We start from the raw sequence: 24,655 nt of genomic DNA on the forward strand, positions 1-24,655 counted from the left end.
CGCGTGGAAGAGCAGTAGGCCGCAGTATATGCACTGGCGATGCAACAATGCGCCCACGCCCGGTGTGCGGGCGTGCGGCATGCTGGTCCGCATGTCCGACGACGCGCGACTGGTCCGCTGGGAAGATCGGACGGCGGCGGCCCTCACCGCGTTGGCGTTGCTGTTCATCGTGGTCTACGCGGCGCCGATCCTGCGGCCGGACCTGCCCGCGGGATGGCGCGTGGCCTGCGAAGCGGCCAACCTGGTGATCTGGGGGCTGTTCTGGCTCGACTACCTCGTGCGGTTCGTGCTGAGCCCGGACCGCCGCAGGTTCATCCGGACCCACCTGTTCGACCTCGCCGTTCTCGTGCTGCCGGTGCTGCGACCGCTGCGGATGCTGCGGCTCGTGACGGCGCTGCTGGTGCTCAACCGGCGCACCGAGCGGTGGACCCGCGGCCGGCTCGCCCTTTACGTCGGCGCCAGCACCGTCCTGCTCGTGCTGGTCTCCGGGCTCGCCGTGCTCGACGCGGAGCGGGGCAGTCCGGACAGCAACATCGGCAGCTATCCGCAGGCGCTCTGGTGGGCGGTCGTCACCATCACGACGGTCGGATACGGCGACCACTATCCGGCGACGGGGGTCGGGCGGCTCGTCGCGCTGGGCCTCATGATCGGCGGCATCGGGTTGATCGGTTTCGTCACCGGGTCGCTCGCGAGCTGGATCGTCGAACGCATCTCGGAGGCGGATCGTCCGGGCGAGGCCACCAAGGACGACATCGCCAAGGTCCTCGCTGAGCTCAGCGCGCTGCGGGCCGAGGTCGCCGCACTGCGTGGCGAGGCGGACCCGGCGCCGGTCACCCGGCCACCACCGGCCCGGCCAGCGGCCGGTGGCGAGCGCTTCGTCGACGCCGCCGAAGGCTGACGCTCGCCGGCGGCGGGGCCCGCACCGGGGTCCAACCGTCCCTGCGAATGTGGGCATTGTTCTAGTATCATACAAACATGTTGATCGTCGTGGACCATGCGGCTCGCGAGACGCTGGCCGATCAGATAGCCGCGCAGGTCAGGCGCGGAGTGATGAGAGGCGAGCTCGAGGTCGGCGAGCGGCTGCCCGCCGCACGCGAGTTGGCGTCCGCGCTCGGCGTCAACATGCACACGGTGCTGCGCGCCTATGCGGTGCTGCGTGACGAGGGCGTCATCGAGCTCCGCCGAGGTCGGGGGGCGGTCGTGCGCTCCGGGGACGCCGCCCGGCTGCGGCTCGAGGACCAGGCTCGGACGTTCCTGCGCGACGCACGCCGGTTCGGCCTCGACGACGCCGACATCGCCGCGTTGCTGCGGCGGGCACAGTCATGAGCTCGCATTCTCGTCGGCAGATCGGCCGAGTCGTCGCCGCCGCGACGGCGGCCTGGCTGCCGGCGGCGCTCCTCATCGCTGTCGGACCCGGCCGCTGGCCCGATCTGCCCGACGTGCTGCCCACCCACTGGGGCGGTTTCGGGCAGGCCGACGGGTTCGCGCCCGCCGGCAACGTGTGGTGGACGCTGTTCGGCCTCGCCGCCGCCGGCGGCGGACTCGCCGTCGTCGGCGCGCTGGCCCATGTCCGGCGCCGCGCCGCGGCAGGCATGGCGCTCGCACTGGCCGGTGGGCTGGCGGGCGGCGCCGCCGCCGTCTGGTGCATCTCGGCATCAGCCGCGACCAGTGGCACGCAACTGGGTTGGCGGTTGGTTCTCTACCCGGTCGGCTTGAGCTACGCCGCGGTTGTCTACGCGCTCGCCGGCCGCGGCCACCTGCGCAGGGCAGACGGGACGCCCAGACCGCCTGGCGATGGCGCCGGGGCGCTGTCGGCGACGCAACGGGCCGCGTGGTCGGTGGTGTCGCGGTCGCGGTTGTTCGTCGTCGTCGCGGGGGCGGCCCTGCTCGTGACGACTTTCCTGGCCGCCTACGTCGCCCCCGGCGCCTGGTTGGGAGCGGCCGCGGCGGCCGTCACGCTGATGTTGTTCGCCGAGACCCGGATCACAGTGGACAGTCGCGGGTTACGCCTCACGGCCGGCATCGTGCACGTGCCGATCACCCGGATCCCCTTGACGGAGATCGTCGAGGCGCACGCCGCGCACATCGACCCGATGGCCTGGGGCGGCTGGGGCTACCGGGTGGCGCCGGGCCGCTCCGCGCTCGTGCTGCGGGCCGGGCCCGGGCTTGTCGTCCACCGTCGGGACGGGCGGAAGTTCGCCGTCACCGTCGACGATCCGGAGACCCCGGCCAGGTTGCTCAACGCGATGCTGTCGAACGGGCGCCCCTGAGGTCGCTGGTTTGGCCTGTCTGCGATCGGGGTAGCCGCCCCGCCCTGAGCGACACACCGTTAATCGCTCACTGCCCGACGGAGGCCCCCGACTGTGTTGACCGTGACCGACAAGGCGCTGGCGGCGATCTGCGTGCTGCTGACCCAGGACGGCGTGCCCGACGGTGCCGGCCTGCGGGTTTCGACCCACCCGGAGCACGGTCTGCGCCTCGGGCTGGTGGGCGAGCCGGCCGCCGGCGACTCCGTCTTCGACCGGTCAGGCGCGCGGATCTTCCTCGATGCCGAGGCTGTCGAGATCCTGCGCCACACGGCGCTCGACGCCGAGCCCGACGGTGCCGGCGGCGTGCGGTTCGCGGTCATGCCCGCGGTGTCGTGATCGAGGAGGAAACGTGATCTTCCCGTTTCCGCCGCCGATGCCCGGCGACGGCTGGTTCCAACGGCCGCAGGGCGCCCGTCGTCCCAGCCAGGACGACCTGCTTGCGATCGCGGTGCTGAACGAGCTCTCAGCGGACACCCGACTCGCCGGCGGAGAGATTCTCGTCGAGGTGCAGAACCGGGTGGTGATCCTCGACGGTGTCGTCCCGTCGACGTACACGCGGCACGCCGCGGGGGACGCGGCGTGGCGCGTCGACGGGGTGTTCGACGTCGCGAACCGGATCGCGGTGGAGTCGCCCCACCGCCGCTGACGAACGGAGGGCACACGATGAAGGCTCAGCGCGTGGACGTGTCCACCGCCCTGGTGAGCGCCGTCGCCGGTCAGGTGCTGCTCGTCGGAACGGTGTGGCTGCTGCCATTCGCCTCCGCGCACCGCGTTACCGACGACACCATCGGCGAGCTCGTGCTCGGCCCGTACGGGTTCCTCCTGACACTCGCCTTCGCCGTCGCCGCGCTCGGCCTGGTGACCCTCGCGATCGCCATCCGCAAAGCGATCCCGCTGACGGCGGGGGCGCGGGCCGGCAGCGGGTTGCTCGCGACGGCCGGTGTGGCGCTGCTGATCGGCGGCCTGTTCGACACCGACCGGCTGGACGGCGCGATCGACTGGGATTCGTTGAGCGCCAACGGCGTCGTACACCTGCTGGCGGTGGCGGTGTCCTTCATCTGCGCCGTCGCGGCGATGGTGGTGCTCACCTGGACCTTCGCCCGGAGCGCGCGATGGCGACCGTTCACGCCCTGGTCCGGCCTGCTCGCCACCGGATCGGTGAGCCTGCTGCTGGCTCAGGGTGGCCAGCAGGACTCGTCCACCGGGCTGCTGCAGCGTCTGCTGGTCACGTTGGTCGCCGCGTGGGTGGTCGCCGTGGCCTGGCGGGTGCGGTCATCGGCCACCGACGCGCATGAGGCGCGCTCCACCGTCGCGCGGCCATGACCGCTGCCACGAAAGGGCGAGCCCCGGAACGAGTACGGCCGCGACGGCCAGGTGCATGCCCGCCAGAGCCAGCATCGCGGCCGTCGTGGTGGCCATGAACGGGCCGGCGAGCGAGAGGATGAAGGCGGGCAGCGCCACTCCCAACCAAACGGGTCCGGCCAGCGGCGTCAACCGCTCCAGCAGGGAGAACAGCACCCAGCCGGCCAGACTGGCGGTCGCGGCGGCCACGACGACGGCGGGCAGACCTACTGTCACCGCGTGCCGCGCGGCGGTGCCCGGAGTGGCCGGTGCGGGCATCGACGCCACGATGTCGAGGCCGCCGATCGGCACGGCTGCGAGCCAGACGACGGCCGGCGCCGCGGTCGCCGCCACCGCGACCGCACCGCGCCGCCTCGTCTCCCGTCGCAGCACCATGCGTCTCCACGATTCGACTCGAAGGGTTCTCGGGGGCGGGCGGCTACCCGAGTGCCCATGCCGCCAAACGCCGTCGCTGGGCCGTGTTCGCCGATGACCATCCACAGTGGTAGGTGCGTCGGCTGGCCCACCCGAAGCCGGGAGCTAGGACGGTTATTCAGCGGTGCTGGGGGAACGGCGGGTACACGTGGCCCGGCGACCAGAACGGCGGATAGTCGTAGTAGCTGTAGAGGACCCGGTAGAACGGCAGCTGGTCGCCACTTTGCGCGTCGGAACGCGGCGCGCCGGTGATCCGGGTCAACGTCTGGTCGACCTGGATCTCGTCGGACCGCACCAGCGTCACCGCCTCGACCGGCACGCAGACCGGTAGCCGTCGGGGCCCGGCGGCGCCGGAATCGCCGACGCGAAGGAACCGCACCTTGCCCTCGCCGGTGTCGACGAGCAGGTCGGTGACCGTCCCGACGAGCAGGCCGTCGCAGTCGCGCATCCGGCGGCCTCGCACGTCCTCCGCCGCCGAGACGGTTCGCTCGGTGTCGCTCAACGTAACCAACATCGCGTCGGCTGTCATCGTGCTCCTTGCCCGCGGTCGAAGGGCTGGGCGGCTACCCCGTCCGCGGCCGCGCCAAACGTGAGCGTTTGAGCATTGGAGCGCTCGGGTAGCTGCCCGCCGTGCGTGTTCGCGAACCCGGGCACCGTCCCGGCCGTCTCCTGCGTGCGCTGTTCCGCGTCCCCGTGCCCCTGCTGCGGTGGCGGCTCGGCGCGATCTTCGGCCACCGCGTCGTACTGATCGAGCACTTCGGACGGCGGACCGGTGTCCGCCGGCAGACGGCGGTGGAGGTGATCGGGCGGGACCGGCGGTCGGGCACGATCACGGTCGCGTCCGGCTACGGTGGCCGCGCCGACTGGTACCGCAACCTGCGTGCCAACCCGAGGGCGACCGTCGTCGACGGCGCACGGCGGCGGACCGTCGAGGCTTTCGTGGTGTCACCTGACGACGCCGCGGGCACCATGGTCGGATACGCCCAGCAGCATCCCCGGATAGCCCCCCGCGTCGCGCGCATGCTCGGCTACGAAGTCGACGGTACCGACGAGGACTATGCCGCGCTCGGCCGGGCACTGCGCTTCCTCGAGCTCGCGCCGGTGCGTCGGCTCACCTGAACTGCCGGCGGCAGCCGGCACAGTGCCGGGCGGAAACTGGCCACTGTGGATCGTGCCTTGGTGGTGGTGTGACAGCCGGTCCGACTGCTGGACAGGGGTCACGCCCCGATCAGTCGTCGCTGCCGCTCTCGGGCCGGACCTCGCGCTTGCCGATGCCGAGCCGGTGCAACGGACCGTGCCACGCGGGGGCTTCGGCCGGATCGTCGAAGCCGCGGGCGACGACGACGTCCGTGGAGGAGTGCAGCAGGATGGACAGCACGATGGCCGCCGCGACGACTTCGAAGATCTCGAAAGCGCTGGCGATGCCCGAGGTGAGCACCAACAGTCCGTAGACGACGGAAGCGAATCCCTTGGGGCCGAACCACATGGCGGCGAGTTGCTCGCGCGCGGTCAGGCGGGCGCCCAGGAACGACACCCACAGTGCGATCGGGCGGGCCGCGACGATCGCGAAGAGCACGAACAGCCAGCCCTGCCAGCCGATGTCGCCCAGCAGCGCCGGCGTCAGCAGAGCCCCGAACACCAGCAGCGCCGCGAGTTTGAACAGCTCGGCGATCAGCTCCCCGAACTCCTCGAACGCCTCCCTCTGCCGTGGCCCGAAGGAGGCGACGGTCATGCCGGCGGCGAACGCGGCCAGGAACAGGTTGCCGTGGGTGACCTTGCCGAGCGCGAGCACGAGCAGCCCGATGGCCACCGCGTTGAGCGGCAGGTACTGCGTGGACGCGGCGAAGAAGCGGCTCTGCTCCAGCCGCAACGCCAGCCACGGCACCGCCACGCCGATGACGATGCCGAGGATCAACTCCAGGGCCAACGAACCGAGGTGGAGATCGTCGGTCCCGGCCGCGACGGCCAGGAACACGACCACGAACGGCAACGCCAAGCCGTCGTTGACGCCGGACTCGACGTTGAGCAGCTGACGCAACCGGGCGGGTACCCGTTCGTTGCCGACCAGCGCCGCCGCGAACACCGGGTCGGTGGGCGCCAGCACGGCGCCGATGAGGCACCCAACCGAGCACGCCCTCGCCCGCGAGGAACCCGGCGACGAGGAAGACCACCGCGGTCGAGAGCACCGTGCGGTTGGCGAGCGCGGACACCAGGACGGCCAACAGCAGCACCCCGGCGAAGACGAGCAGGAGTGTCATCGAGGTGAGCCCTTCGCCGGTGGTGGGGCGCCGGCGCGCATCCCGGCGGACGACACCGTACGGGATGGGACCGCTTCCTACGAACGATGTATGTGTGCAATAGTTGGCTCATGGCCGGCCAACGGAGCGTCCGGGAACGCCCGTGGCCCAGCCTGCGCACAGTGCCCCCGTGGCTCGGGCTGGTGCTGGCTCTCGTCACGCTCTTCGCGCCGGCGCTGCCGAACTCGGCCGCGGCGCGGGCTGACGCGGTGCCCGCGGGGGCGGAGGCGCCGATTCGACCGGGCGCCGCGCAGGCGATCCGGCAAACGGGACCGGACGTGCACGCCGTCGCCAGGTCTGCGGAACGGCGGCTCGCCGCCGCCGTGGCGGGCTCCAAGGACGACGACGCGGGGGAGGGTCCGCACGACGTCCAGCGGGTGCGGCAGCCACCGGCGACGCCCGGGCTCGTGAGCCGGGCCGTGCTGCCCGACCCGTGCGCCGCCGGCGACCCGCCGCACACCGGGGCGGGGTCACGGCGCACCGTGGCCGATGAAACACCGCCAGATTCGGTGTTCCGCTGCAATCCGGACGGACGAGGACCACCGCGGCGTTCGTGACGCCCCAGGTCCCGTCCACCAGCCGCCAACCGCCGGCGGCCCTGTCCCGGAGAAACCATGCCTTCCATCACCCGACAGTCCCGCGTGCCCGCGCCCAGGTCGTGGCAGCGCGAGCGGGTCGAATCCAACCAGGTCGCCACCGCCGCGTTGAGCGCGATGGCCGCTCTGCCGGCCGACGATCCCAGCCGCGAACGGTTGCGCGAGACCGTCATCTCGACCTATCTGCCCATGGCGCGTCGGCTGGCCAAGCGTTACCACTCCGGTCGCGAGCCGCTCGACGACCTCAACCAGGTCGCCGCCGTCGGACTGATCCACGCGGTGGATCGGTTCGACCCGGGTCGGTGCGACGTCTTCCCCGCCTTCGCGGTGCCCAACATCGTCGGCGAGCTGCGTCGGCACTTCCGTGACAAAGTCGGTGACCTCCGGATCCCGCGGTCCGTGCAGGAGCTCGGGCCCAAGCTGGCCAACGCCCGGGAGGCGCTCGCCCAGGAACTCGGGCGTGAGCCGACGTCCCGGGAGGTCGCTGAGCGGGTCGAGGTGACCGTTGGCGAGGCGGCGGAGGCGAATGCTTACGCCGGTGTGCACCGCAGCGCGTCGCTCGACAAACCCGCCGAGTCCGATCCGGTCGGCGCGGCCGGCCCGGACCGCCTCGGCGCCGACGATCCCGAGTTGGCCCGGGCCGACCTGCGGCTCACAGTGCACCCACTCGTCGCCGGGCTCCCGGCCCGTGAGCGGAGCATCGTGTGGCAGCGGTTCTGGCTCGACCGCAGCCAGTCCGAGATCGCGGCCGATCTCGGCATCTCCCAGATGCATGTCTCGCGGCTGCTGGGGCGGGCCATCGAGGCCATGCACCGGCAGGCAGACGGTCCATCCATCCAGCCACGCTGATCGTCGGTCCGGCGGTCGCGCCCACGCGCGGCCGCCGGTCACCGGACGCGTAGGAGGTTGCAGACGTCGAACACACCGGCCACACGCCACGCGGAATCGCCGGCGTGGATCCGCACCTCGGGAGACGGGACGACGCCACCGAGCAGCACCACCCGGTTCTGCACCGCAACCTGGATCTCGGCGTCCACCAGGCCCGGGTCGACGGAGAGCCGCCCGACCACGGCGGTTGCCAGTTCCACGTCGTCGGCGTTGCGGTGGGGCCGTGGCGTCGGCCGCCACGAACCGTCGTCGGGAAGCATCGAGGGAAACATCAGCGTCCTTCGGCAGCGGGGGTCAGGCCGGCGGACGGCTACCGCCAGGCATGGCCGCCCAAACATCCAATTAGCCCTACAGGTCGGGGCCGATCGGCAAGGTCGCATCCCGCGTATGTCGGCTCCTTCCGCGCCCGACTGGGCGCCGCGGTATGCGAGCTGGCGACACCGCGGCATGGTCGCCGACCCGTGCGTACGTCGTGATGGGCGACGGACGGACGCGCAGACGGCCGGCGCCGTCGGCAGATGGCCGGCGACGTGCCCAAAGGACTCAGCCACCTCGCCTTGACCAACGCCACCTTCGCCGTTCGGCGCCTACCCCAGTCGAAGTAGAACGCGTTTCACTGCCAGGCAGCGGGGTAGGCGATCTTTCTGGTGGAGTTCGAGGCGGTGACCGTGCTTCAGGCTGGATTCTGGATCCTCGCCGCCATCGCTGTCGTCTCCGACCTTCGACCGCTGGCCGGATGGGATCGGCGGCACGTGGCGAGTCCCGTGTTTCTTTCGACCTGTTTCAGCTTCGGGATCCTGCTCGTCTGGGGACTGGGCCCCGCCTTGGCCGTCCAGGCCACCGCGAACCTCGTCGGCTGCGCGCGCCTGCGGCTCTCGCCGTGGGAGTCCGCGATAGTGCTCGTCCGCAACGCCGCGGGGATCGGGGCCGCGGGCGGCCTCCTGCTCGCCACCGGCGTTGGCCCGTTGCGCCGCGCCGAAGGCGTGGACGGGTCGATGATCGGTCAGGTCGTGGTGGCGGTGCTGGCGGCGTTGCTGGTGAGCTACGGGATTCTGGTGATCGCGGACCGGTTCGCGACCGGGCGGCCATGGCACACCAGTTTCACCCGTGGCCTCGGTCTCAACGTGCTCGCCAGCGCATCACTCCTGTTCCTGGGTCCGGTGATCGTCGCCGAGCCACGTGGTTGGACGTTCGCACTCCTGTTGCTGCCCATCGGAGCGCTGACTGGCATGGTCCGGCTGATCGACCGACAGAACCGAGCGCTGCGGCGGGATGCGTTGACCGGCGTGCTGAGTCAACGCGGCCTGGACGAGGTGGTCAACCGGATGCTCGGACGCGACGACGCCCGCTCCGAGCCCGTCGAGTTCGCGTTCCTGTTGTTCCACGGCGCGCGGCTGCGGGACATCAGTGAGTCGTACGGCCGGCGCATCGGGGACCGGATCGTGATGGAGATCGCCCGCCGCCTGCGAAGCGCTGTCGGTCCGCAGGATGCGGTCGGCCGTCTCGAGGGCAACGAGTTCGGGATCGTCCACGCCGGTCGCCGCGACGCGGACGCCGCGGTGGCCGTGGCGAGGACGACCGTGGCGTCGCTCGAGGAGCCGGCGGTCGTGGCCGGTGTGCCGTTCGACATTCGTGGGACGGTCGGCATCGCGCTGGCGCCCGAGCACGGCGCTGACCTGACGACCATCGTGCGGCACGCCGACTCCGCGGCCCACGAGGCCGCGCGGGCTGGTGTGCCGGCTCTGGTCTACACGCCGGCGCCGGTCAGCGACCCGGCGCGCCGTCTCGAGATCCTCAGGGACCTCAGCGCGACCCTCGACGGTCGCTCCGGCGGCGGAACGATCAGTTTCGTCTACCAGCCCCAGGTCGATCTGGCCAGCGGCGAACTGGCGAGCGTCGAGGCGTTGCTGCGGTGGCAGCACCCCCGACGCGGCGCCGTCGACACCGGCACGATCGTGGAGGTCGCGGAGCCGACCGCCTTGATGGGCCGGATCACCGAGCGGGCGGTGGAGGAGGTGACGGCCCAGCTCCGACGATGGAACGCGGAGCACCGGCCGATCGCGGCCGCGGTCAACGTCAGCATGCGCGACCTCCAGCGGTCCGGCTTCGTCGACCACCTGCTCGCCACGGTCGCCGGCGGCGGCATCAGGCCGGATCAGCTGACGGTGGAAATCACCGAGGGCGAGCTGATCTCCGAGGCCGGGCATGTCGAGCGAGCCGTGGCCCGCATCGCGGACGCCGGCATCGGCCTCGCCGCGGACGACTTCGGCACGGGGTTCTCGTCTCTGCAGCACCTGCGCCGGCTGGCACTGACCGAGGTGAAGATCGACAAGAGTCTGGTCGGCGGCATCGCCGATCGACGGGACGACCGGGCGCTGGTCCGCTCCGTCATCGAGATGGCTGCCACCTTGGGGCTGCGAGTCGTCGCCGAAGGAGTGGAGGACGAGCGAACCCATCAGGTGCTGCTGGATCTCGGCTGTCCCACGGCGCAGGGTTGGTACTACGGCCGGCCGCGGACGGCGGCGGGTATCAGTGACTGGATCGGCGGGGAACGGGTCGGCTAGGGGGCCGAGACCGGCGAAAGCCTTGGTTTCCGCTCCCCCGGACGATGTACGTATGCAAGAATCGGTCGATGAGCATGCGGTCCCGGCCATCGCCCGGCGTGCCCGCCGCAGTCGTGCTCGTGTGCGACGGTTGCGAGAGCGAGCTGTCCGCCGCGGTCCATCTGCGCGACTGGTACGTGCTGTGGCCGTTGGCCGTCGGCGCGGGCTGGCAGGGGGAGCCGCACCCGTTCGGCGCACACCGGTGCGCGCAGTGCGCGGGATCGGACTCAGCCTCGGGGTGAGGCAACGACCGCCGGCGGCGCCAACCCGAACAGGCCCAGCAAGCCGGAGACCCACAGCACCCGGCGCACGAACGGCGACGGCGCCTGGATGGTCAGCGTGGCCCCGGCGGCCGCGGCCGCCCGATGGCAGGAAACCAACGTGCCCAACGCCGTCGAATCAACCAGTGTCACCAGGTGCATGTCGATGATCATCCGGCTCAGCTGATCGCGGGAAAGCAGGGCGAGAACCTCATCGAGCAGCAGGCCCGCGTTGGCGGTGTCAAGCTCGCCCGCGACCCGGATCCGGGCGGTGCCGGCGCCGACGTGCGCGCTCTCGATCTGCATCGTGGCAACCTCCTCGTGGTGCGACGCACGAGTGTCCTAGCGCCTCGGGGTGCTGCCGGAGCGTAGCATGTATTCATACAAATACCCTGTGCCGGTTCGTCGGCCACGACGATGGAGACAGCCGAGGAGGGCTCCCGTATGCGAGCATGGGCCCGTGGCCGTGTCTGAGACGATCAACCGGGGTGGCGCCCTCGACGCGCTGGTCGACGACCTGCTGGCGTTGTCCCGCGTGCTGGTTGGCCTGACGGCGCGCACACTGGCGGCGCTCGACACCGACGTCACGCTGCCGCAATACCGGATGCTGGTTGTGCTCGCGGGACGGGGTCCGCAACGCCCGGTCGACCTCGCGACCGAGCTGGGGTTGCATCCGTCCACCATCACCCGCACGTCGGACCGGCTGGTGCGGCGCGGCTTGGTGCACCGCCATCGCACTGAACACGACCGCCGGACCATCCGGCTCGGCCTGACCGACGCAGGGAAAGAGCTCATCGGCGAGGTGATGCGCCGTCGCGCGGCCGACATCCGAGAGCTGATCGAGCCGTACGGTCCGGATCTCGACCTCCCCCAAGCGGTGCGCGCGGTCGTGTCCGCCACCGGCGAGCCCTCCGAGGCGGAATGGTGGCGCCGCTGGTCGGAGTCGGCCCGGCCCGCGCCAGCCTGAGCGCTCGGCGATGTTCATTCAGAACCTCGGTGAGGCCGCGGCACTAGCTTGATTTTTAACCTGTGCGGCGTGGTCTTGGAGCCGTCGATTTCGTGGGTTTCTTGGTGCCAGGGCCGGGTTTCGGGCTGGTGGCTGCGTGGACGTCGTGGCGGGTGGCGGGGTGGTGGTTGCGGTGGCCGGGTGGGCGGCCGGGTCTTGGTCGGGAGGGTTCTGGTGCGGTGGCGGGATTGCCGGCTGTGCCGCGTAGGTTCCGAAACCCTCGCCAGACGCGGTCGTGGGGATAGTCGGTTGGCTGGCGGGCGTCGTTCCCAGGGGCGGCGTCGGCCGGTGACGGCGGTGCGGGCGAGGCGGAGTTGGGTGTAGGCGGCCAGCACGAGCCAGGTCCACCGGTCGGCGGCATCGGGGTCGCGTAGTTTCGGGGTGGTCCAGCCGAGGGTCTGTTTGAGCATGCGGAAGGTGTGCTCGATGTCGCACCGGCGCAGGAACGCCTGCCAGAGCAGGTCAACCTCGGCGGTGGTGGCCTCGGGTTGGGACCACCACAGCCAGACCGGTTTCGCGGTCGCGCCCGAGGGCAGCCGGTCAACATTCAGCAGGACCACGGTGCCTTCGATGATCGGCAGCGCACCGGCATGCGCGACCCAGGCGGTGCGGTGGGTCAGCCGGGGATGCAGCCGATGCCAGGCCCGCGCGGTCGCGGTCCTGTAAAGGCGGGTATCGGTACGGTCGCGGTGTCCGGGTCGCTCCAGCTGGCCGGGTCGCCGAAGACGAACTCGCCGCCGTGGCGGGGTTTGCGTCCGCCACCCGCGCGCGGTGTCCAGGGCGGTGGCGGCCGGCGCAGGACCCGATCCGAACGCATCCGCACTAGCATCCGGACGGGCAGATCGGCCAGCAGGAACGCCAACCGCGGGCCGTCATAGCCGGCGTCGGCGACGATCCAGATATGCGGATCGCCGGGCCGCCATTGCCCGGCAGCGATCAGCCGCGCCACGACCTCGCGTAGTTGGCTGGCGGTGACGGTCGCCGCGTCCGCGCCCGGCGCCAGGCGGCGGGCATCCAACGGCGCGGTCCACGAGCCGCGGCCGGTCTCCAAAGTGGTGACCAGCGAATACGGCCAGCCCGGAACCATGATGTGGGTGTCTTTGCCGCGGCCGTAGGTGTGGCAGAGGACCCGCTGCGGGCTGGTATGGGCCTCCGGCCGCAGCCAGCACGTCACGTCCACCGCCAGGACGATCCGCCCGTCCGCGGCCCGGGGCACCGCCACCGCGGCCAGGCTCGTCTTCTCAGCTGCCCGGCACATCCTCCGACGCAACCTGACCACCGTGCCGTGGAAACAGCTTCGCTTTCAGGGCGGCCGCGTCGCCCTTACCTGACCGCGCGACGCTGTTGTGTAAGTTCCCGCGCGGCGGGTACGCCGACCCAACAGCGACGGGCAAAGGAGCACCGTGCAAGCTGATGGCGGCGAGCAAGCGGAGACCTTCTACCGGATTTGACCGAACAGCTCCTGCCGGTGCGAGGAGCTGGCCGTCGTGCGCGCGAGGTGGTCACCGAGGCGTGCCTGCTGTGGGACCTGCCGCCTCTGATTAGTCCCGCCTGCATCGCGGTATCGGAGTTGGTCGCCAACGGCGTGGTCCACGCCGGCACGATGCTCACGCTCACTGTGGCCCGGCAGGGCGAGCAGCTCTGCGTCGCCGTGGAAGACGGCTCGCCGCACCACCCCGCAGCCGGACACCGGCCGTGATTTCAGCGGTCTCACCCTCGTAGCGGCCGCCGCGACCGCCTGGGGTTCCCGCCCACCGACGGGGGGAAGGTCGTATGGGCGGCGGTTGGACCGCAAGGGTAAGACCTGATCGAGTTCCGGGAAGCGCTCGACGGGGCGTATCGTCGCTGCGCTTTGGGTAGGACAGCCTGGACCGGCGCGTACCGCCAGCCAGGAGGCGTGGATGGTGGCAGCTCAGAACGGCTCGGTCGGTGGCTTCGACCGCTCGCTGGACGAAGCGGCGCTCGTTACGTTTCGGCGGTCGCTGACGGTGAGATCGCGAGGCGACAGGCGCGCGATGCGTTGATTTCGGAGGCGCTGCCGCTTGCCGACCGGCTCGCGCGGCGTTACTTCGGACGTGGCTTGGCCGACGACGACCCACGGCAGGTGGCTCGCCTGGGGCTGGTCAAGGCGGTCGACAACGTCGACCCGGACCTGGGCTCATTCACGGCTTATGCGGCGGCCACGGTGCGCGGAGAGCTACGCCGGCATTTCCGTGATGCGGGCTGGGACGTGCACGTCGCCCGGCCGATCCAGGAGCTCGCGTTGGCGGCATGGCGGGCCAAGGAACAGCTGACGCAGGAGTTGTCCGGCGCTCCGACGCGTCGGGAGATGACCGTGCGACGGGGCGTTCCCTTGTCCGAAGTGGACTTGGCTGCGCAGGCGGTGCTCGGCTACAGCTTCCTCACTAGTCACGGTCCGGTGCAACGGTGGGACAACGGCCTCGTTCGTAGAAGCCGACGGCGTCTGGTCAGGTGATCGCGAACCCGAGTGGTGGTACTCCTTCGGCAGTGATTGCTTGACGCTACTTCGCCGTCATCTCCCGGCTATCGGCGGGCCACAAACTTGATCTCCACGACCTGCCCGGGCAGCGGCAGCGCAGGCGTGCCGACGATGGTGTTCGTGACCTTGGGCTTGTCCCCCAGGTAGAACTGCTGGCGCACCTCGCGCATGACCGCGAGCGCGGCCCCGATGTCGACGGCGAACACCACCTCCTCGACGACGTTGTCGAAGGTGCAGTCGAAGTGTGCGAGCACGGCACGGGCGTTCAGGTACGCCTGGATCATCTGGTCCTTCATCCTCGACTGCTCGTCGCCCTGCTGGCCGTCGATGGCTGGGGAGACCAGCGTTCCGTCCGCTCGGTGGCCCGATTGTCCGGAGATGTAAAGCCAGTTGTCGACCAGCACGGCCTGGGCGTAGCCGGCCGTGTCCTCCCACGGGACACCGAGGTCGAAGGTGGTCTTCTGAATAGCCATCAGCTCGCTTGCTGCCCGCCCTGGGTCTCGTGGATCTCGATCCGGCGCGGTTGCGCGTCCTGCGCCTTGGGCACGCTGATCCGCAGGACACCACGGTCGTACGTCGCGTCGACGCGGTCGGGATCGAGGTCGCTGGGTAGGTCCACCACATATTCGAACTCGCCCTGCTGGCGATTCTGCCGGCGCATCACGCCGGAGCGCTCGCGCTGCTCGAACCGTCCTGAGATCCGCAGTTCCTCGCCGCGCATCTCGATGGTGACGTCGTCCGGGTTCACGTTCGGAAGGTCGACGTCGACGACGTAGGCGTCGTCGGTCTCTTCGATGTCGACCGGAATCGCCAGGGCGCTCTGCGCGGTGAGGCCCGGTGCATCGGCGAAGAGGGTGCGGACCAGCTGGTCGAACCGGTTGGCGTCACGGTACGGGTCCCAGCCGACCTGTCCACCGCCGCGACGTTGCATGGATGTAAAGGGTGCCAGTGACATGGTTGGATCTTCCCTTCCGGAGTCCGAACAGCTACGCCACCCATGCTCGTCGGGTGTGGGTGAGCGCGGTTCCCCCGCACCGGATGACCAGTGCCGCCGGACGGTCCCGGAACCGGTTCGCCACCCTTGCGGGGTGAGCCTCCTTCACCCCGTGACATGCGACCGTCGAGACCTGAAGGCGGGAGGTTGAGCGATGGTCGATGCCGGTTACGCGGCCTTCAGCACGACGGTCGATCGGACGAATCGCGTGCTCAAGGAGATCGAGCAGGCCTACGGATGGCCGAAGGAAAGGCGCAGCCAGTCGTACGCCGCACTGCGCGCGGTGCTGCACGCGTTGCGTGACCGGCTCGGCGTCGACGAGGCGGCACAGCTGGCCGCCCAGTTCCCCGTCTTGATCCGTGGCGTCTACTACGACGGCTGGGACCCCAGTCGCGTCCCGCAGCGAATGAACCGGGACGAGTTCCTGGGGCGGGTGCGTCGGGAGTTCTCGTACGACGTCGACGGCGGCATGCCGCGGCTCGTCCAGACCGTGCTGCACGCTCTCCGGCCGCACGTGAGCCACGGCGAATGGGATGACATCCGCGCCGGAATGCCGAGCGACCTGGCAGCCGTCGTCGCTGTCTAGGCAGTCGTAAGAGGAAGCGATGGACTCCCGCGTGATCGAGTGCGTCCACTGCGGGCGCAAGAACAGGGTGCCGGCCGTCGCCGACGGGATTCCGCGGTGTGGGAACTGCCATGAGCCGCTGCCCTGGGTGGCAGACGCACACGACGACGACTTCGGCGATGTTGCCGAGCGCGCGCGGCCGTTGGTGCTGGTGGACATGTGGGCGACCTGGTGCGGCCCGTGCCGGCAGGTGAGCCCGGCGCTGGAGCAGGTGGCCCGCGATCTGGCCGGGAAGGTCAAGCTCGTGAAGGTCGACGTCGATGCCGCACCGTCGCTCGCACAGCGGTTCTCGGTCCAGGCCGTGCCGACGCTCATGCTGATGCGCGAGGGTCAGGTCGTCGCGAGGCGGGCGGGCGCCGCACCGGCGCCGGTCCTGCGCAGCTGGGTGGAACAGACGCTGCAGAGCGCGGCGTGAGGGCATTACTCACACACATCGGGAGGTTTCCCATGCCACAGGCACTGCAAGGCAAGAAGATCGCGATCCTCGCCGCCGACGGCGTCGAGCGCGTCGAACTCGAGCAGCCGCAAGGCGCGGTGCACGGCGCCGGCGCCACGACCGAGCTGCTTTCCATCCATCCGGGCGAGATCCAGGCGCGCCAGTTCGACCTCGTCTCCGCCGGCACCTTCCCGGTCGACAAGCAGGTGCGGGACGCCTCGGTCGACGACTACGACGCGCTGCTGCTGCCCGGCGGCACGGTCAACCCGGACCAGTTGCGCATCAGCAGCGACGCGCTCGGCTTCGTCAAGGCATTCGTCGCCACCGGCAAGCCGGTTGGCAGCATCTGCCACGGCCCCTGGACACTGGTCGAGGCCGACGTCGTGCGCGGGCACCGGCTGACGTCCTGGCCCAGCGTCCGCACTGATCTGCGCCACGCCGGCGCCGACGTCGTCGACCAGGACGTCGTCGTCGACCGCCAGTTCACGACCAGTCGTGGGCCACAGGACCTGCCGGCCTTCTGCGCCGCGATCGTCGAGCAGTTCGCGAAGACACCGCAGCGCGCGTCCGGCTGACCTGAGCGACGGGAGACCCGCGATGGCCCGCTCGGATGGGACGGCCGGTTCGCCGATGCAGGCGCTCCGCACGTTCGTTCATCGCCGCGACACGCTGATCGCCGCCTTGGAAACCGCGGTCGCCGCCTATGGCGAGGAGTCGGACGAGGTCAGCGCGGCGCACAAGGCCGGGATCGAATATGCGTTGCGCATGGTCCGCCAGTTCCTCGACGTGGACGTGATCGACATTCCGGGTCTTGACCCGTTCCGGCCGTGAGCCGCTGGTCAGACCGGCCCACGCCGACCGCCGCCAGGCCAGGCTGTGCGAGAGGCTGGGAGCAGTTCGCCCGCCGCGCGCTGGCGATCGCCCACGGCCAGGCCCACGAGGTCCTCTGCTCGGGCGGCCGCCCGCTCCGCCGCGGCGGAAGCCGACGGCCCCAGCAGCGTCGTCAAGGCCTCGTCCACGGCCCGCGCCAGCCTCGCCAGCGCCTCGACCATGCCGTTCGGCGCCACGGCGGCGATCTCCTCGGCCTCGATCCACAGCGCGACCTGCGCCCTGTCGATCGCGCCGTCGAGGTGGGCCAGGGTGGCTCGGGCTCCCGCCAAGCTCAGCCGCGAGCGCCGGTGCAACAGCGCGACCGAGATCATGTTCGCGGCCCGCTCGGCATCCTCGGTCAACTGTCGCAGCAGCGGCTCCGCCGACTCGAGTCGCGCCGCAGCGGCCCGCGTCACTCCCCGGTCGGCCGCGTCGAGTCCCGCCCGGCCGCCGGCGAACGCCTCCGCGAGCCGCTCGCGCAGCACGTCCGCCGAGCGGCGCACGGCGGACAACGGCCGGAGCGGCACGATCGCCAGGCGCACGCCGAAGGCCACGCCCGCGCCGATCAGCGCGCCCAGCCAGCGCTCGTAATAGACCCCGTTTCCGGCCGACGGATACAGCGCGACGATCAGGACCGCCGTCGTGGTGGCCTGGTTGAGCACCATCTTCCCGCCGCTGACCAGCAGCGCCGCGCTGGCCGCCAGCACCACCACCAGAGCGAGCTGCAGCGGGCCGTGCCCGAGCAGGTGCACCAGCCCATCGGCCAGGATGAGCCCCACCGTGACGCCCGCGACCAGCTCCAGGGTTTGCCGCAGCTGCCGGCCGATCGAGCTGCTGACCACGAGCACCGCGGCGGCGGGCGCGAAGAAAGCGCTGGTGTGGCTGATCGCGCCGCGGGCTACGAACCAGGCCAACCCGGCGGCGACCCCGATCTGCAACACGATCCACCGGTCGGCCCAGGTGGCGGCCAGGCGTTGCCGCAGCCACCCGTTGGACACGCTGCCTCCCAGTTCCCACCTTGCCGCCCAGGCACCTGGACAAGCGACGAGATCTGTCGGTCAGGAACAGCGTCCGCGCTGGACGGGTGAGCGGGCCTCACCCACCGCGGGCGAGGCGTGGAGCCTCAGAGCAGGTGCAGCTCGCGGGCGCGGCGCACGGCGTCGCGGCGGTGGTTGGTGTCGAGCTTGCGGTAGATGTTGCGCAGGTGCGTCTTGACCGTGTTGACGGAGACGGTCATCTCGGTGGCGATCTCGCCGTTGGACAGGACGCTCTGCAGGTACCGCAGCACGGTGAGCTCACGGTCGGTCAGCGGATCGGATACGGCCTTCGGCGCGGCGGTGGGCAGCACAGGCGCGCCCATAGCGCCGATCAGGCTCTGCACGGTCGCCCAGTACGCCGTGCCGGAGTCCAGGTGGTCGAGGAGCAGATCCCGCAGCGGTTGACCGGCTCGGGTGAAGACCCGCCGGTAGCCGTCGGGTTCGGCCATCCGCAGCAGGCTCTCCAGCAGTCGGGACGCTTCCTTCCGGCGGCCGCATGCCCGCTGTGCGAGGGCGGCGACGACCCCGGCCTCCAGCCGCGGGCCCAGCGGGCCACCCGACCCGGTTTCCCAGCTCGGTAGCAGCTCGAGAGCCCTGGTGGGCTCGCCCTCGTCGAGCTGGGCCCGGGCCGCGTCAACGGCCGATCCCGGTTGACTCCGGTCGTGGAAGCCGGCCGGGAGGCGCTCCGGCGGGGGCCGCTGAGCTACCTGGATGGCAGCCCTGTCGCCGATCTGGGCACGCAGCGTCGCGGCTGGTCCGGTGATCTCCGGCGGCGGGAGGACCCCACCGGCGCGGGCGGCGATGTCGAGGTGGGCGAGAGCGTCGGGCACCAGGTCGCGGTGTGCGTCGACGATCGCCTGCGCGAGGTGGGCATGGGCGCGATGGACGGGTGGCGCCTGGCCGGGGCATGGGGACAGCCGGCGGGCGGCGTCGACGGCCTGGTCGGCCACGGACAGCTCGCCGCGTTCCGCCTTGATCAACGCGAGCCGGCTAGCGCAAATCAACTGCTGGCAGCGCAGGCCGGACCGTGTCGCGGCTGACCAGCCCGACGACAGGTCGTCTTCGGCGTCCACGACGTTGCCAAGTCCGAGCTGGGCCGCGCCGTGCGCGGCCAGCGCGATCGCCGCGACCGCGTCTTCGCCGGGACCGCCCGGCCAGTTGGCCGAGTCCAGCTGGTCGAGCAGCCGGTCCGCGGCTGTGTAGACGGCCGCCGGGTGGCCGCTGCGCTGGGCGCGGAACAGCCGGACAGCCTCGACCGCCCGGCCCAGTGGCGGGCACCGGTCGGCGGTGGCTTCCAGCGCCTCGTCGCTGAGGCCGGGCTCGTCCTGGTCCAGCCGGTCAGTCGCGTACGCCAGTGCCAGCGCCGGGTCGTCCTCCGGCGCGGCGCTCGGAACCGGGACGGAGGCGGCCGCCTCGCCCGGGTGCTCCGCGGTGCCCAGCCAGGGCCAGCAGCGCAGAACGAGATCCACGGCAGCGTCGCGGTCACCGGCGTGCAGCGCGTGCCGCAGCGCTGGCCGGAGCATGCCGCTGGCCGCGAACCAGGCCGCCGCCCGGCGGTGCAACGGAACTACCAGGTCGGGATGGCGACGCGCCAACTCGGCGCGGAGCACGTCGCGGAACAGGTGGTGGAAGCGGTGAGTGGTCGGAGTTCCCCCGGTCGGCACGACGTAGGTGTCCGAACGGTTGAGGTCGGCGAGGACCGCCGCTCCGTCGTTGCGGCCGGTGAGCGCATTGATCAGCCCGCCGCTGAGCTGGTCCGTCACCGAGCTGCGCAGCAACGCCTCGCGGAGGTGGGACAGGCGCCGCTCCAACACCTCGGTCACCAGGTAGTCGACCGCCGCGTCGGGCGCGTGGGCGACCGTCTCCGCCGGGTCCGCCGGCTCTGCCCGGTCGAGGAGGTCGAGGACGGTCAGCCGCACTCCGGCCGGCCAGCCCTCGGTGTGCCTCCAGAGATCGTCGACGGTTTCCGTCGTCACCGCCGCCCCGTGCATGCGCAGCAGCTCTGCGGTCTCGTCACGGGTGAGTGCGAGCTCCCGGGTCCGCAACTCGGTCAGGTGCCCGGTCAGCCGCCAGCGTTGGAGCAAGTGGGTCGGTTCGACCTGGGTGGCGGCGACCAGGTGGAGTCCGCCGGATGCGTGACCGACCGCGAACTCCAGGCCGGCAAGGGCCTCGTCGTCCGCTTCCTGGAGGTCGTCCAGGGTGAGAATGATCGGGCGGGGCAGGCGGCTGAGCCCGTCGGCGAGGTGCTCGTAGTAGGCGTCGGCGGAGACCGCGGCCGGAGCCGGCACCCCGGCGACCGCCTCCGGCGACGCGGTGCGCAGGGCGGCGTGCAGGTAGGCCCGGAATCGGCCGCCCCGGTCGTCCGCCTCGACCGACAGCCAGGCCGGCGTGCCCAGCTGACCTGCCACGGATCGGCCCCAGGAACGCAGCAACGTGGTCTTGCCCCAGCCCTCAGGCGCCACGAGCAGGGTGAGCGCCCGTTCCGCGGCGCGGTCGAGCGCGCGGTGCAGCCGCGGGCGCTCCAGGAGATAGGCGGGCCCGGGCGGCGGCGCGAGCTTGGCGAGCAGCAACACCGAGTCAGACATGCCCCCGACCCCCGGCAATGGCGAGAGGTCCGGGCCGGGCGTCCGGACCCGAGATGTGGCTACCCGCTCCCGCCGCGCTGAAACGACGCCGGCGGCGGGGTCGCGCGGGGATTCGCCCGCTGCGGGGGAGACGCACTCACCCGGACCGCGCCAAGGGTTGGTGGTGCACAGCTCGAGCGGAACGGGAGCGCATGATGGCCAAGGCGGTAGGAATCGATCTCGGCACGACCAACTCGGTGATCGCGGCGCTCGAGGGCGGGCAGCCGGCGGTCGTTCCCAACGCCGAGGGCTCGCGGACCACCCCGTCGGTGGTCGCGTTCGCCGACAACGGCGAGCGCCTCGTCGGACAGCTTGCCCGCAGGCAAGCAATCCTCAACCCGAAGGGCACCATCTATTCGGCCAAGCGATTCATCGGGCGCCGCTACGACGAGGTGCGGCAGGAGGCGGAGACCGTCACCTTCGACGTGGTGCCCGGACCCGACGGCGTGGCCCGCTTCGACGTGCGCGGCAAGCAGTACACCCCGGAGGAGATCAGCGCGCAGATCCTGCGCAAGCTGGCCGACGACGCGGCCAAGGCGCTCGGTGAGAAGGTCAACCAAGCGGTGATCACGGTTCCCGCGTACTTCAACGACGCGCAACGGACGGCGACCAAGGACGCCGGCCGGATCGCCGGTCTGGAGGTCCTGCGGATCATCAACGAGCCGACCGCGGCGGCCCTGGCCTACGGCCTGGACAAGAAGGGCCACGAAACGGTCCTCGTCTTCGACCTCGGCGGCGGCACGTTCGACGTGAGCATCCTCGACGTCGGCGACGGGGTGGTCGAAGTGCGCGCGACCTCGGGCGACACCCACCTCGGCGGCGACGACTTCGACCGGCGACTGGTCGACCACCTGGCCGGTCAGTTCCAGCAGGAACAGGGCATCGACGTCCGCACCGACCCGCAGGCCCTGCAGCGGCTCTACGAGGCGGCCGAGAAGGCCAAGGTCGAGCTCAGCTCGGTGACCCAGACGCAGGTCAACCTGCCGTTCCTGACGGCCGACGCGAGCGGACCCAAGCACCTCACCACGAGCGTGACCCGCTCGACGTTCGAGCAGCTCACCGCGGATCTGGTGGAACGGACGTTGGAGCCGGTCCGGCAGGCGATGGCCGACGCGAAGGTGACCGACAACGACCTCGACGAGGTCATCCTGGTCGGTGGCTCGACCCGGATCCCCGCGGTGCAGGCGCTGGTGCGCCGGCTCACCGGCGGCAAGGAGCCGAACATGTCGGTCAACCCGGACGAGGTGGTCGCGCTCGGCGCCGCCGTCCAGGCCAGCGTGCTCACCGGCACCGGGCCCGACGTGCTGCTGCTCGACGTCACACCGCTGTCCCTCGGTCTGGAGACCCTCGGCGGTGTGATGAGCAAGGTGATCGAGCGGAACACCACCATCCCGGTGCGCCGGACGGAGACCTTCTCGACCGCGGAGGACAACCAGACCGCCGTCGACATCGTGGTGCTGCAGGGCGAACGGGAGCGCGCCGCCGACAACCGGGTGATCGGCCGGTTCAGGCTGGAGAACATCCGACCGGCGCCGCGCGGCGTGCCGCAGATCGAGGTCACCTTCGACATCGACGCGAACGGCATCCTCAACGTCTCGGCCCGCGACCGCGACACCGGCGCCGAACAGACGATCACGATCACCGAGACCAGCAACCTGGACCGGTCCGAAGTGGAGCGGATGGTCGCGGACGCCGAACAGCACCGGCAGGAGGACGCCCAGCTGCGCGAGCTGGTCGATGCGCGGAACATGCTGGAGTCGCTGGCTTACCAGACCGAGCGCCGGTTGGGCGAGTTGGGCGATGCGGCGCCGAGCCACGAACGCTCCCGTGCCGAGATGCTGATCACCGACGCCCGGCAGGCGCTGCAGGACCAGGCGGGGTTGGACCGGGTCCGCGAGCTGACCGGCGAGCTGCAGCAGGTGCTGCAGGGGCTGATGGCCCGCCAGCCCGGCGAGGGCGGTCCCGGCCCGGGCGACGCCGGTCCGCAACCGGGGCCGGCGGCCGGTGACGACCGTGGCCCAGGTCCGGACGACGACGTGATCGACGCCGATTTCACCCCGCGGTGAGGTAGCCATGCGCGCAGGCGACGAGCCGGTCACCCCGAACGGTGGGAACGGCGGGCAGCCGGTGGACGTGCCGGCGCCCCCTGAGGAGGAGCACGTCGAACCCGCGGTGCTCGATCTCGAGGACCGGTTGCGCCGCACCCTCGCCGACCTCGACAACCTGCGCAAGCGGTACGCCCGGGAGCTGGCGGCCGAGCGCGCGGCGGAACGGGCACGCGTGTGCGCGCAGTGGCTGCCGGTGATCGACAACCTCGAACTCGCGCTCGGGCACGCCACCGGCGACGACGATCCGGTGATCCAGGGCGTGCGCGCGGTCCGCGACCAGGCGGTCGCCGTGCTGGCGATGCTCGGCTTCCCGCGGTACGGGGACACGGGTGTGCCGTTCGACCCCCGCCTTCACCAGGCGGTGGCGACCAGGCCCGCGCCGGACGTGCCGCCCGGCACGGTGGTGGAGGTCCTGCGTCCCGGCTACGGCGACGGAGACCACCAGCTGCGCCCAGCCACGGTGGCGGTCGCGGTCCCAGCCGGCGAGGAGTAGGCGATGGCCCGCGACTACTACGACGTGCTCGGCGTGAGCCGCGACGCCGACCCTGACGAGCTGCAGCGGGCGTTCCGGACGCTGGCCCGGCGGCACCACCCCGACATCAGCAAGGCCCCGGACGCCGAGGAGCGGTTCAAGGAGATCAACGAGGCGTACCACGTCCTGTCCGACCCCGAGACCCGCCGCCGCTACGACCGCTTCGGCCCGGACTTCCGCAAGATCCCGGAGGGCTACGAGGGCGCCGCGCGGCCGGGCGGCGGCGGGCGGCCGTACGAGGACGGTGAGTGGACGTTCGACACCGGCGGCGTCGACATCGGCGACCTCTTCGGCGATCTCTTCGGCGGTCGGACCGGTGGCGGCCGGCGCCCATCGTGGACGGACGCGACCGGCGCCGACCGCGAGGCCGAGCTGACCCTGACCGTCGAAGAGGCCTACCGGGGCGGGCGCCGGACGATCAGCCTGCGCGGACCGGGCGGCGTGCGCTCCTACGACGTCGACATCCCGCCCGGTGTCGTCGACGGCCAGCGCATCCGGCTGGCCGGCCAGGGCGCACCGGGCCGCGGCCAGGGCGCCGCCGGCGACCTCTACCTGGTCGTGCGGATCGCGCCCGACCCGCGGTTCCGGCTCGACGGCCGGGACGTCGTCGTCGACCTGCCGGTCGCGCCGTGGGAAGGCGCGCTCGGCGCCGAGGTGCCGGTCGAAAGCCCCGGCGGCCGACCGAGGGTGACCGTCCCACCCGGCAGCTCCTCGGGGCGCCGGCTGCGCCTGCGCGGCCAAGGCATGCCGAACTCCAACGGCCCGCCCGGCGACCTGTACGCGGTGGTCAAGGTGATGGTCCCGCGGGACCTCGCGCCACGTGAGCGGGAGCTGTTCGAGGAACTGGCCAAGGTGTCCACTTTCGACCCACGACGGGAGGGTGCGGCATGGCGTTCGCGTTGATCCGCAGTCCGATGCTCAGCCTCGACGGCTTCGCCGCCCGCTGCGAACTGCACCCCGACCTGGTGCGCCGGTTCGTGGCGCTCGGGCTGCTGCGCGCCGACCGGGACCTGGCGGGGCGGCTGTGGCTGGCTCCGGCGGAGCTGGTCACGGTGGCCCGCGTCCAGCGCCTACATGACGGCCTCGCCCTCAACTACGCGGCGATCGGCGTCGTGCTCGACCTGCTGGCCCGTATCGACGAGCTGGAAGCAGCGCATCAAGGAGGAGGCCCACAGTGGACGCCAACAAGCTGAC

General features: G+C 71.4%; 30 protein-coding genes and 2 pseudogenes. 22 read left to right on the forward strand and 10 right to left on the reverse strand.

The features are described 5' to 3' along the window. Positions 1-91: 91 nt before the first annotated feature. From O7635_RS24150 to O7635_RS24175, 6 genes are all read left to right on the forward strand, one after another. Positions 92-898, forward strand: a complete 807-nt coding sequence (locus O7635_RS24150) for a potassium channel family protein (protein ID WP_278082740.1) — start codon at positions 92-94, stop codon at positions 896-898. Between the two features lie 77 nt (positions 899-975). After that, on the forward strand, positions 976-1,326 hold the full coding sequence (locus O7635_RS24155) for a GntR family transcriptional regulator (RefSeq protein WP_278082741.1): 351 nt from the start codon (positions 976-978) through the stop codon (positions 1,324-1,326). Beyond that, the gene (locus O7635_RS24160; protein WP_278082742.1) at positions 1,323-2,270 is read left to right on the forward strand and encodes a DUF1648 domain-containing protein; all 948 of its coding nucleotides are present in this window, start codon (positions 1,323-1,325) and stop codon (positions 2,268-2,270) included. The genes O7635_RS24155 and O7635_RS24160 overlap by 4 nt, the downstream gene beginning before the upstream one ends. Positions 2,271-2,372: 102 nt before the next feature. Continuing rightward, on the forward strand, positions 2,373-2,645 hold the full coding sequence (locus O7635_RS24165) for an adhesin (RefSeq protein ID WP_278082743.1): 273 nt from the start codon (positions 2,373-2,375) through the stop codon (positions 2,643-2,645). 13 nt (positions 2,646-2,658) lie between these two features. Beyond that, complete coding sequence (locus O7635_RS24170; protein WP_278082744.1) at positions 2,659-2,955, forward strand: BON domain-containing protein; 297 nt, start codon at positions 2,659-2,661, stop codon at positions 2,953-2,955. A gap of 17 nt (positions 2,956-2,972) precedes the next feature. Beyond that, a complete protein-coding gene (locus tag O7635_RS24175) occupies positions 2,973-3,632 on the forward strand; it encodes a DUF998 domain-containing protein (RefSeq protein ID WP_278082745.1) in 660 nt (219 codons plus the stop codon). On the opposite strand, the gene O7635_RS24180 is transcribed toward O7635_RS24175, so the two are convergent. Beyond that, entirely contained in the window at positions 3,582-4,046 is a 465-nt protein-coding gene (locus tag O7635_RS24180) for a DUF6069 family protein (RefSeq protein WP_278082746.1), read from the reverse strand. The two genes, O7635_RS24175 and O7635_RS24180, sit on opposite strands and share 51 nt — an antisense overlap. 157 nt (positions 4,047-4,203) lie before the next feature. Next, a complete protein-coding gene (locus tag O7635_RS24185) occupies positions 4,204-4,614 on the reverse strand; it encodes a PRC-barrel domain-containing protein (protein WP_278082747.1) in 411 nt (136 codons plus the stop codon). Between the two features lie 101 nt (positions 4,615-4,715). Between O7635_RS24185 and O7635_RS24190 the strand changes: the two genes are divergently transcribed. Beyond that, positions 4,716-5,204: a nitroreductase family deazaflavin-dependent oxidoreductase gene (locus tag O7635_RS24190; RefSeq protein WP_278082748.1), complete on the forward strand. Its 489-nt coding sequence runs from the start codon at positions 4,716-4,718 to the stop codon at positions 5,202-5,204. Between the two features lie 109 nt (positions 5,205-5,313). On the opposite strand, the pseudogene O7635_RS24195 reads toward O7635_RS24190, so the two are convergent. Then, positions 5,314-6,343, reverse strand: a pseudogene (locus tag O7635_RS24195) (cation:proton antiporter). Positions 6,344-6,453: 110 nt separating this feature from the next. Here O7635_RS24195 and O7635_RS24200 point away from each other — a divergent pair. Together O7635_RS24200 and O7635_RS24205 are read left to right on the forward strand one after the other, a co-directional pair. Then, the gene (locus O7635_RS24200) at positions 6,454-6,939 is read left to right on the forward strand and encodes a hypothetical protein (protein ID WP_278082749.1); all 486 of its coding nucleotides are present in this window, start codon (positions 6,454-6,456) and stop codon (positions 6,937-6,939) included. A gap of 57 nt (positions 6,940-6,996) precedes the next feature. Further along, positions 6,997-7,827 (forward strand): sigma-70 family RNA polymerase sigma factor, encoded by an 831-nt coding sequence (locus O7635_RS24205; RefSeq protein WP_278082750.1) that lies wholly within the window; start codon positions 6,997-6,999, stop codon positions 7,825-7,827. Between the two features lie 38 nt (positions 7,828-7,865). Here O7635_RS24205 and O7635_RS24210 read toward each other — a convergent pair whose 3' ends face one another. After that, on the reverse strand, positions 7,866-8,126 hold the full coding sequence (locus tag O7635_RS24210) for a BON domain-containing protein (protein ID WP_278082751.1): 261 nt from the start codon (positions 8,124-8,126) through the stop codon (positions 7,866-7,868). Between the two features lie 504 nt (positions 8,127-8,630). Here O7635_RS24210 and O7635_RS24215 point away from each other — a divergent pair. Together O7635_RS24215 and O7635_RS24220 are read left to right on the forward strand one after the other, a co-directional pair. After that, positions 8,631-10,430 (forward strand): GGDEF domain-containing phosphodiesterase, encoded by a 1,800-nt coding sequence (locus tag O7635_RS24215; RefSeq protein ID WP_278082752.1) that lies wholly within the window; start codon positions 8,631-8,633, stop codon positions 10,428-10,430. Positions 10,431-10,498: 68 nt separating this feature from the next. After that, positions 10,499-10,711 (forward strand): hypothetical protein, encoded by a 213-nt coding sequence (locus O7635_RS24220; RefSeq protein ID WP_278082753.1) that lies wholly within the window; start codon positions 10,499-10,501, stop codon positions 10,709-10,711. Here the strand turns inward: O7635_RS24220 and O7635_RS24225 are convergent. Beyond that, entirely contained in the window at positions 10,697-11,035 is a 339-nt protein-coding gene (locus O7635_RS24225) for an STAS domain-containing protein (RefSeq protein ID WP_278082754.1), read from the reverse strand. The two genes, O7635_RS24220 and O7635_RS24225, sit on opposite strands and share 15 nt — an antisense overlap. 154 nt (positions 11,036-11,189) lie before the next feature. Here O7635_RS24225 and O7635_RS24230 point away from each other — a divergent pair, with 154 nt between their 5' ends. After that, positions 11,190-11,696 carry a MarR family transcriptional regulator gene (locus O7635_RS24230; protein WP_278082755.1) on the forward strand — a complete coding sequence of 169 codons (507 nt, stop codon included), beginning with the start codon at positions 11,190-11,192 and terminating at the stop codon, positions 11,694-11,696. Positions 11,697-11,751: 55 nt separating this feature from the next. Here O7635_RS24230 and O7635_RS38165 read toward each other — a convergent pair. Continuing rightward, positions 11,752-12,972, reverse strand: a pseudogene (locus O7635_RS38165) (NF041680 family putative transposase); the annotation flags it as partial. Positions 12,973-13,182: 210 nt separating this feature from the next. Here O7635_RS38165 and O7635_RS24245 point away from each other — a divergent pair. Together O7635_RS24245 and O7635_RS24250 are read left to right on the forward strand one after the other, a co-directional pair. After that, on the forward strand, positions 13,183-13,434 hold the full coding sequence (locus O7635_RS24245) for a hypothetical protein (protein ID WP_278082757.1): 252 nt from the start codon (positions 13,183-13,185) through the stop codon (positions 13,432-13,434). Positions 13,435-13,632: 198 nt separating this feature from the next. Next, positions 13,633-14,211 carry a sigma-70 family RNA polymerase sigma factor gene (locus O7635_RS24250; RefSeq protein WP_278082758.1) on the forward strand — a complete coding sequence of 193 codons (579 nt, stop codon included), beginning with the start codon at positions 13,633-13,635 and terminating at the stop codon, positions 14,209-14,211. Between the two features lie 68 nt (positions 14,212-14,279). Here the strand turns inward: O7635_RS24250 and O7635_RS24255 are convergent, their stop codons facing one another. Further along, positions 14,280-14,708, reverse strand: coding sequence for a RidA family protein (locus tag O7635_RS24255; protein ID WP_278082759.1), 429 nt, complete (start codon positions 14,706-14,708; stop codon positions 14,280-14,282). Further along, positions 14,708-15,166, reverse strand: coding sequence for an Hsp20/alpha crystallin family protein (locus O7635_RS24260; protein ID WP_278082760.1), 459 nt, complete (start codon positions 15,164-15,166; stop codon positions 14,708-14,710). Before O7635_RS24260 ends, O7635_RS24255 begins: the two co-directional genes overlap by 1 nt. Positions 15,167-15,383: 217 nt before the next feature. Between O7635_RS24260 and O7635_RS24265 the strand changes: the two genes are divergently transcribed. From O7635_RS24265 to O7635_RS24280, 4 genes are read left to right on the forward strand one after another with little or no spacing between them, the layout of a single operon-like run. After that, positions 15,384-15,815 (forward strand): DUF2267 domain-containing protein, encoded by a 432-nt coding sequence (locus O7635_RS24265; RefSeq protein WP_278082761.1) that lies wholly within the window; start codon positions 15,384-15,386, stop codon positions 15,813-15,815. A 19-nt stretch (positions 15,816-15,834) separates the two neighbouring features. Beyond that, a complete protein-coding gene (trxA, locus tag O7635_RS24270; protein ID WP_278082762.1) occupies positions 15,835-16,269 on the forward strand; it encodes a thioredoxin in 435 nt (144 codons plus the stop codon). A 32-nt stretch (positions 16,270-16,301) separates the two neighbouring features. Beyond that, a complete protein-coding gene (locus O7635_RS24275; protein ID WP_278082763.1) occupies positions 16,302-16,865 on the forward strand; it encodes a type 1 glutamine amidotransferase domain-containing protein in 564 nt (187 codons plus the stop codon). A 22-nt stretch (positions 16,866-16,887) separates the two neighbouring features. Continuing rightward, on the forward strand, positions 16,888-17,121 hold the full coding sequence (locus tag O7635_RS24280) for a hypothetical protein (protein WP_278082764.1): 234 nt from the start codon (positions 16,888-16,890) through the stop codon (positions 17,119-17,121). A gap of 8 nt (positions 17,122-17,129) precedes the next feature. Here the strand turns inward: O7635_RS24280 and O7635_RS24285 are convergent, their stop codons facing one another. Further along, positions 17,130-18,158, reverse strand: a complete 1,029-nt coding sequence (locus O7635_RS24285) for an FUSC family protein (RefSeq protein WP_278082765.1) — start codon at positions 18,156-18,158, stop codon at positions 17,130-17,132. Between the two features lie 125 nt (positions 18,159-18,283). Then, positions 18,284-20,782 carry a LuxR C-terminal-related transcriptional regulator gene (locus tag O7635_RS24290; RefSeq protein ID WP_278082766.1) on the reverse strand — a complete coding sequence of 833 codons (2,499 nt, stop codon included), beginning with the start codon at positions 20,780-20,782 and terminating at the stop codon, positions 18,284-18,286. Between the two features lie 194 nt (positions 20,783-20,976). Between O7635_RS24290 and dnaK the strand changes: the two genes are divergently transcribed. From dnaK to O7635_RS24310, 4 genes are read left to right on the forward strand one after another with little or no spacing between them, the layout of a single operon-like run. Next, on the forward strand, positions 20,977-22,887 hold the full coding sequence (dnaK, locus tag O7635_RS24295) for a molecular chaperone DnaK (RefSeq protein WP_278082767.1): 1,911 nt from the start codon (positions 20,977-20,979) through the stop codon (positions 22,885-22,887). 7 nt (positions 22,888-22,894) lie between these two features. Next, positions 22,895-23,422: a nucleotide exchange factor GrpE gene (locus tag O7635_RS24300; RefSeq protein WP_278082768.1), complete on the forward strand. Its 528-nt coding sequence runs from the start codon at positions 22,895-22,897 to the stop codon at positions 23,420-23,422. A gap of 3 nt (positions 23,423-23,425) precedes the next feature. Continuing rightward, positions 23,426-24,364 carry a J domain-containing protein gene (locus O7635_RS24305; protein ID WP_278082769.1) on the forward strand — a complete coding sequence of 313 codons (939 nt, stop codon included), beginning with the start codon at positions 23,426-23,428 and terminating at the stop codon, positions 24,362-24,364. Further along, the gene (locus O7635_RS24310; RefSeq protein ID WP_278082770.1) at positions 24,349-24,654 is read left to right on the forward strand and encodes a chaperone modulator CbpM; all 306 of its coding nucleotides are present in this window, start codon (positions 24,349-24,351) and stop codon (positions 24,652-24,654) included. Before O7635_RS24305 ends, O7635_RS24310 begins: the two co-directional genes overlap by 16 nt. Position 24,655: the final 1 nt, after the last annotated feature.

The sequence above is a fragment of the Asanoa sp. WMMD1127 genome (assembly GCF_029626225.1).
Lineage (GTDB): Bacteria > Actinomycetota > Actinomycetes > Mycobacteriales > Micromonosporaceae > Asanoa.

Excerpts from the sequence above, each read along its gene's own strand:
- O7635_RS24200 (WP_278082749.1), top strand. The coding sequence starts at position 6,454 with ATGGCCGGCCAACGGAGCGTCCGGGAACGCCCGTGGCCCAGCCTGCGC.
- trxA (WP_278082762.1), top strand. The coding sequence starts at position 15,835 with ATGGACTCCCGCGTGATCGAGTGCGTCCACTGCGGGCGCAAGAACAGG.
- O7635_RS24310 (WP_278082770.1), top strand. The coding sequence starts at position 24,349 with ATGGCGTTCGCGTTGATCCGCAGTCCGATGCTCAGCCTCGACGGCTTC.
- O7635_RS24155 (WP_278082741.1), top strand. The coding sequence starts at position 976 with ATGTTGATCGTCGTGGACCATGCGGCTCGCGAGACGCTGGCCGATCAG.
- O7635_RS24290 (WP_278082766.1), bottom strand. The coding sequence starts at position 20,782 with ATGTCTGACTCGGTGTTGCTGCTCGCCAAGCTCGCGCCGCCGCCCGGG.
- O7635_RS24185 (WP_278082747.1), bottom strand. The coding sequence starts at position 4,614 with ATGACAGCCGACGCGATGTTGGTTACGTTGAGCGACACCGAGCGAACC.
- O7635_RS24175 (WP_278082745.1), top strand. The coding sequence starts at position 2,973 with ATGAAGGCTCAGCGCGTGGACGTGTCCACCGCCCTGGTGAGCGCCGTC.
- O7635_RS24225 (WP_278082754.1), bottom strand. The coding sequence starts at position 11,035 with ATGCAGATCGAGAGCGCGCACGTCGGCGCCGGCACCGCCCGGATCCGG.
- O7635_RS24275 (WP_278082763.1), top strand. The coding sequence starts at position 16,302 with ATGCCACAGGCACTGCAAGGCAAGAAGATCGCGATCCTCGCCGCCGAC.
- O7635_RS24265 (WP_278082761.1), top strand. The coding sequence starts at position 15,384 with ATGGTCGATGCCGGTTACGCGGCCTTCAGCACGACGGTCGATCGGACG.
- O7635_RS24180 (WP_278082746.1), bottom strand. The coding sequence starts at position 4,046 with ATGGTGCTGCGACGGGAGACGAGGCGGCGCGGTGCGGTCGCGGTGGCG.
- O7635_RS24210 (WP_278082751.1), bottom strand. The coding sequence starts at position 8,126 with ATGCTTCCCGACGACGGTTCGTGGCGGCCGACGCCACGGCCCCACCGC.
- O7635_RS24160 (WP_278082742.1), top strand. The coding sequence starts at position 1,323 with ATGAGCTCGCATTCTCGTCGGCAGATCGGCCGAGTCGTCGCCGCCGCG.
- O7635_RS24205 (WP_278082750.1), top strand. The coding sequence starts at position 6,997 with ATGCCTTCCATCACCCGACAGTCCCGCGTGCCCGCGCCCAGGTCGTGG.
- O7635_RS24260 (WP_278082760.1), bottom strand. The coding sequence starts at position 15,166 with ATGCAACGTCGCGGCGGTGGACAGGTCGGCTGGGACCCGTACCGTGAC.
- O7635_RS24255 (WP_278082759.1), bottom strand. The coding sequence starts at position 14,708 with ATGGCTATTCAGAAGACCACCTTCGACCTCGGTGTCCCGTGGGAGGAC.
- O7635_RS24280 (WP_278082764.1), top strand. The coding sequence starts at position 16,888 with ATGGCCCGCTCGGATGGGACGGCCGGTTCGCCGATGCAGGCGCTCCGC.
- O7635_RS24300 (WP_278082768.1), top strand. The coding sequence starts at position 22,895 with ATGCGCGCAGGCGACGAGCCGGTCACCCCGAACGGTGGGAACGGCGGG.
- dnaK (WP_278082767.1), top strand. The coding sequence starts at position 20,977 with ATGGCCAAGGCGGTAGGAATCGATCTCGGCACGACCAACTCGGTGATC.
- O7635_RS24220 (WP_278082753.1), top strand. The coding sequence starts at position 10,499 with ATGAGCATGCGGTCCCGGCCATCGCCCGGCGTGCCCGCCGCAGTCGTG.
- O7635_RS24150 (WP_278082740.1), top strand. The coding sequence starts at position 92 with ATGTCCGACGACGCGCGACTGGTCCGCTGGGAAGATCGGACGGCGGCG.
- O7635_RS24305 (WP_278082769.1), top strand. The coding sequence starts at position 23,426 with ATGGCCCGCGACTACTACGACGTGCTCGGCGTGAGCCGCGACGCCGAC.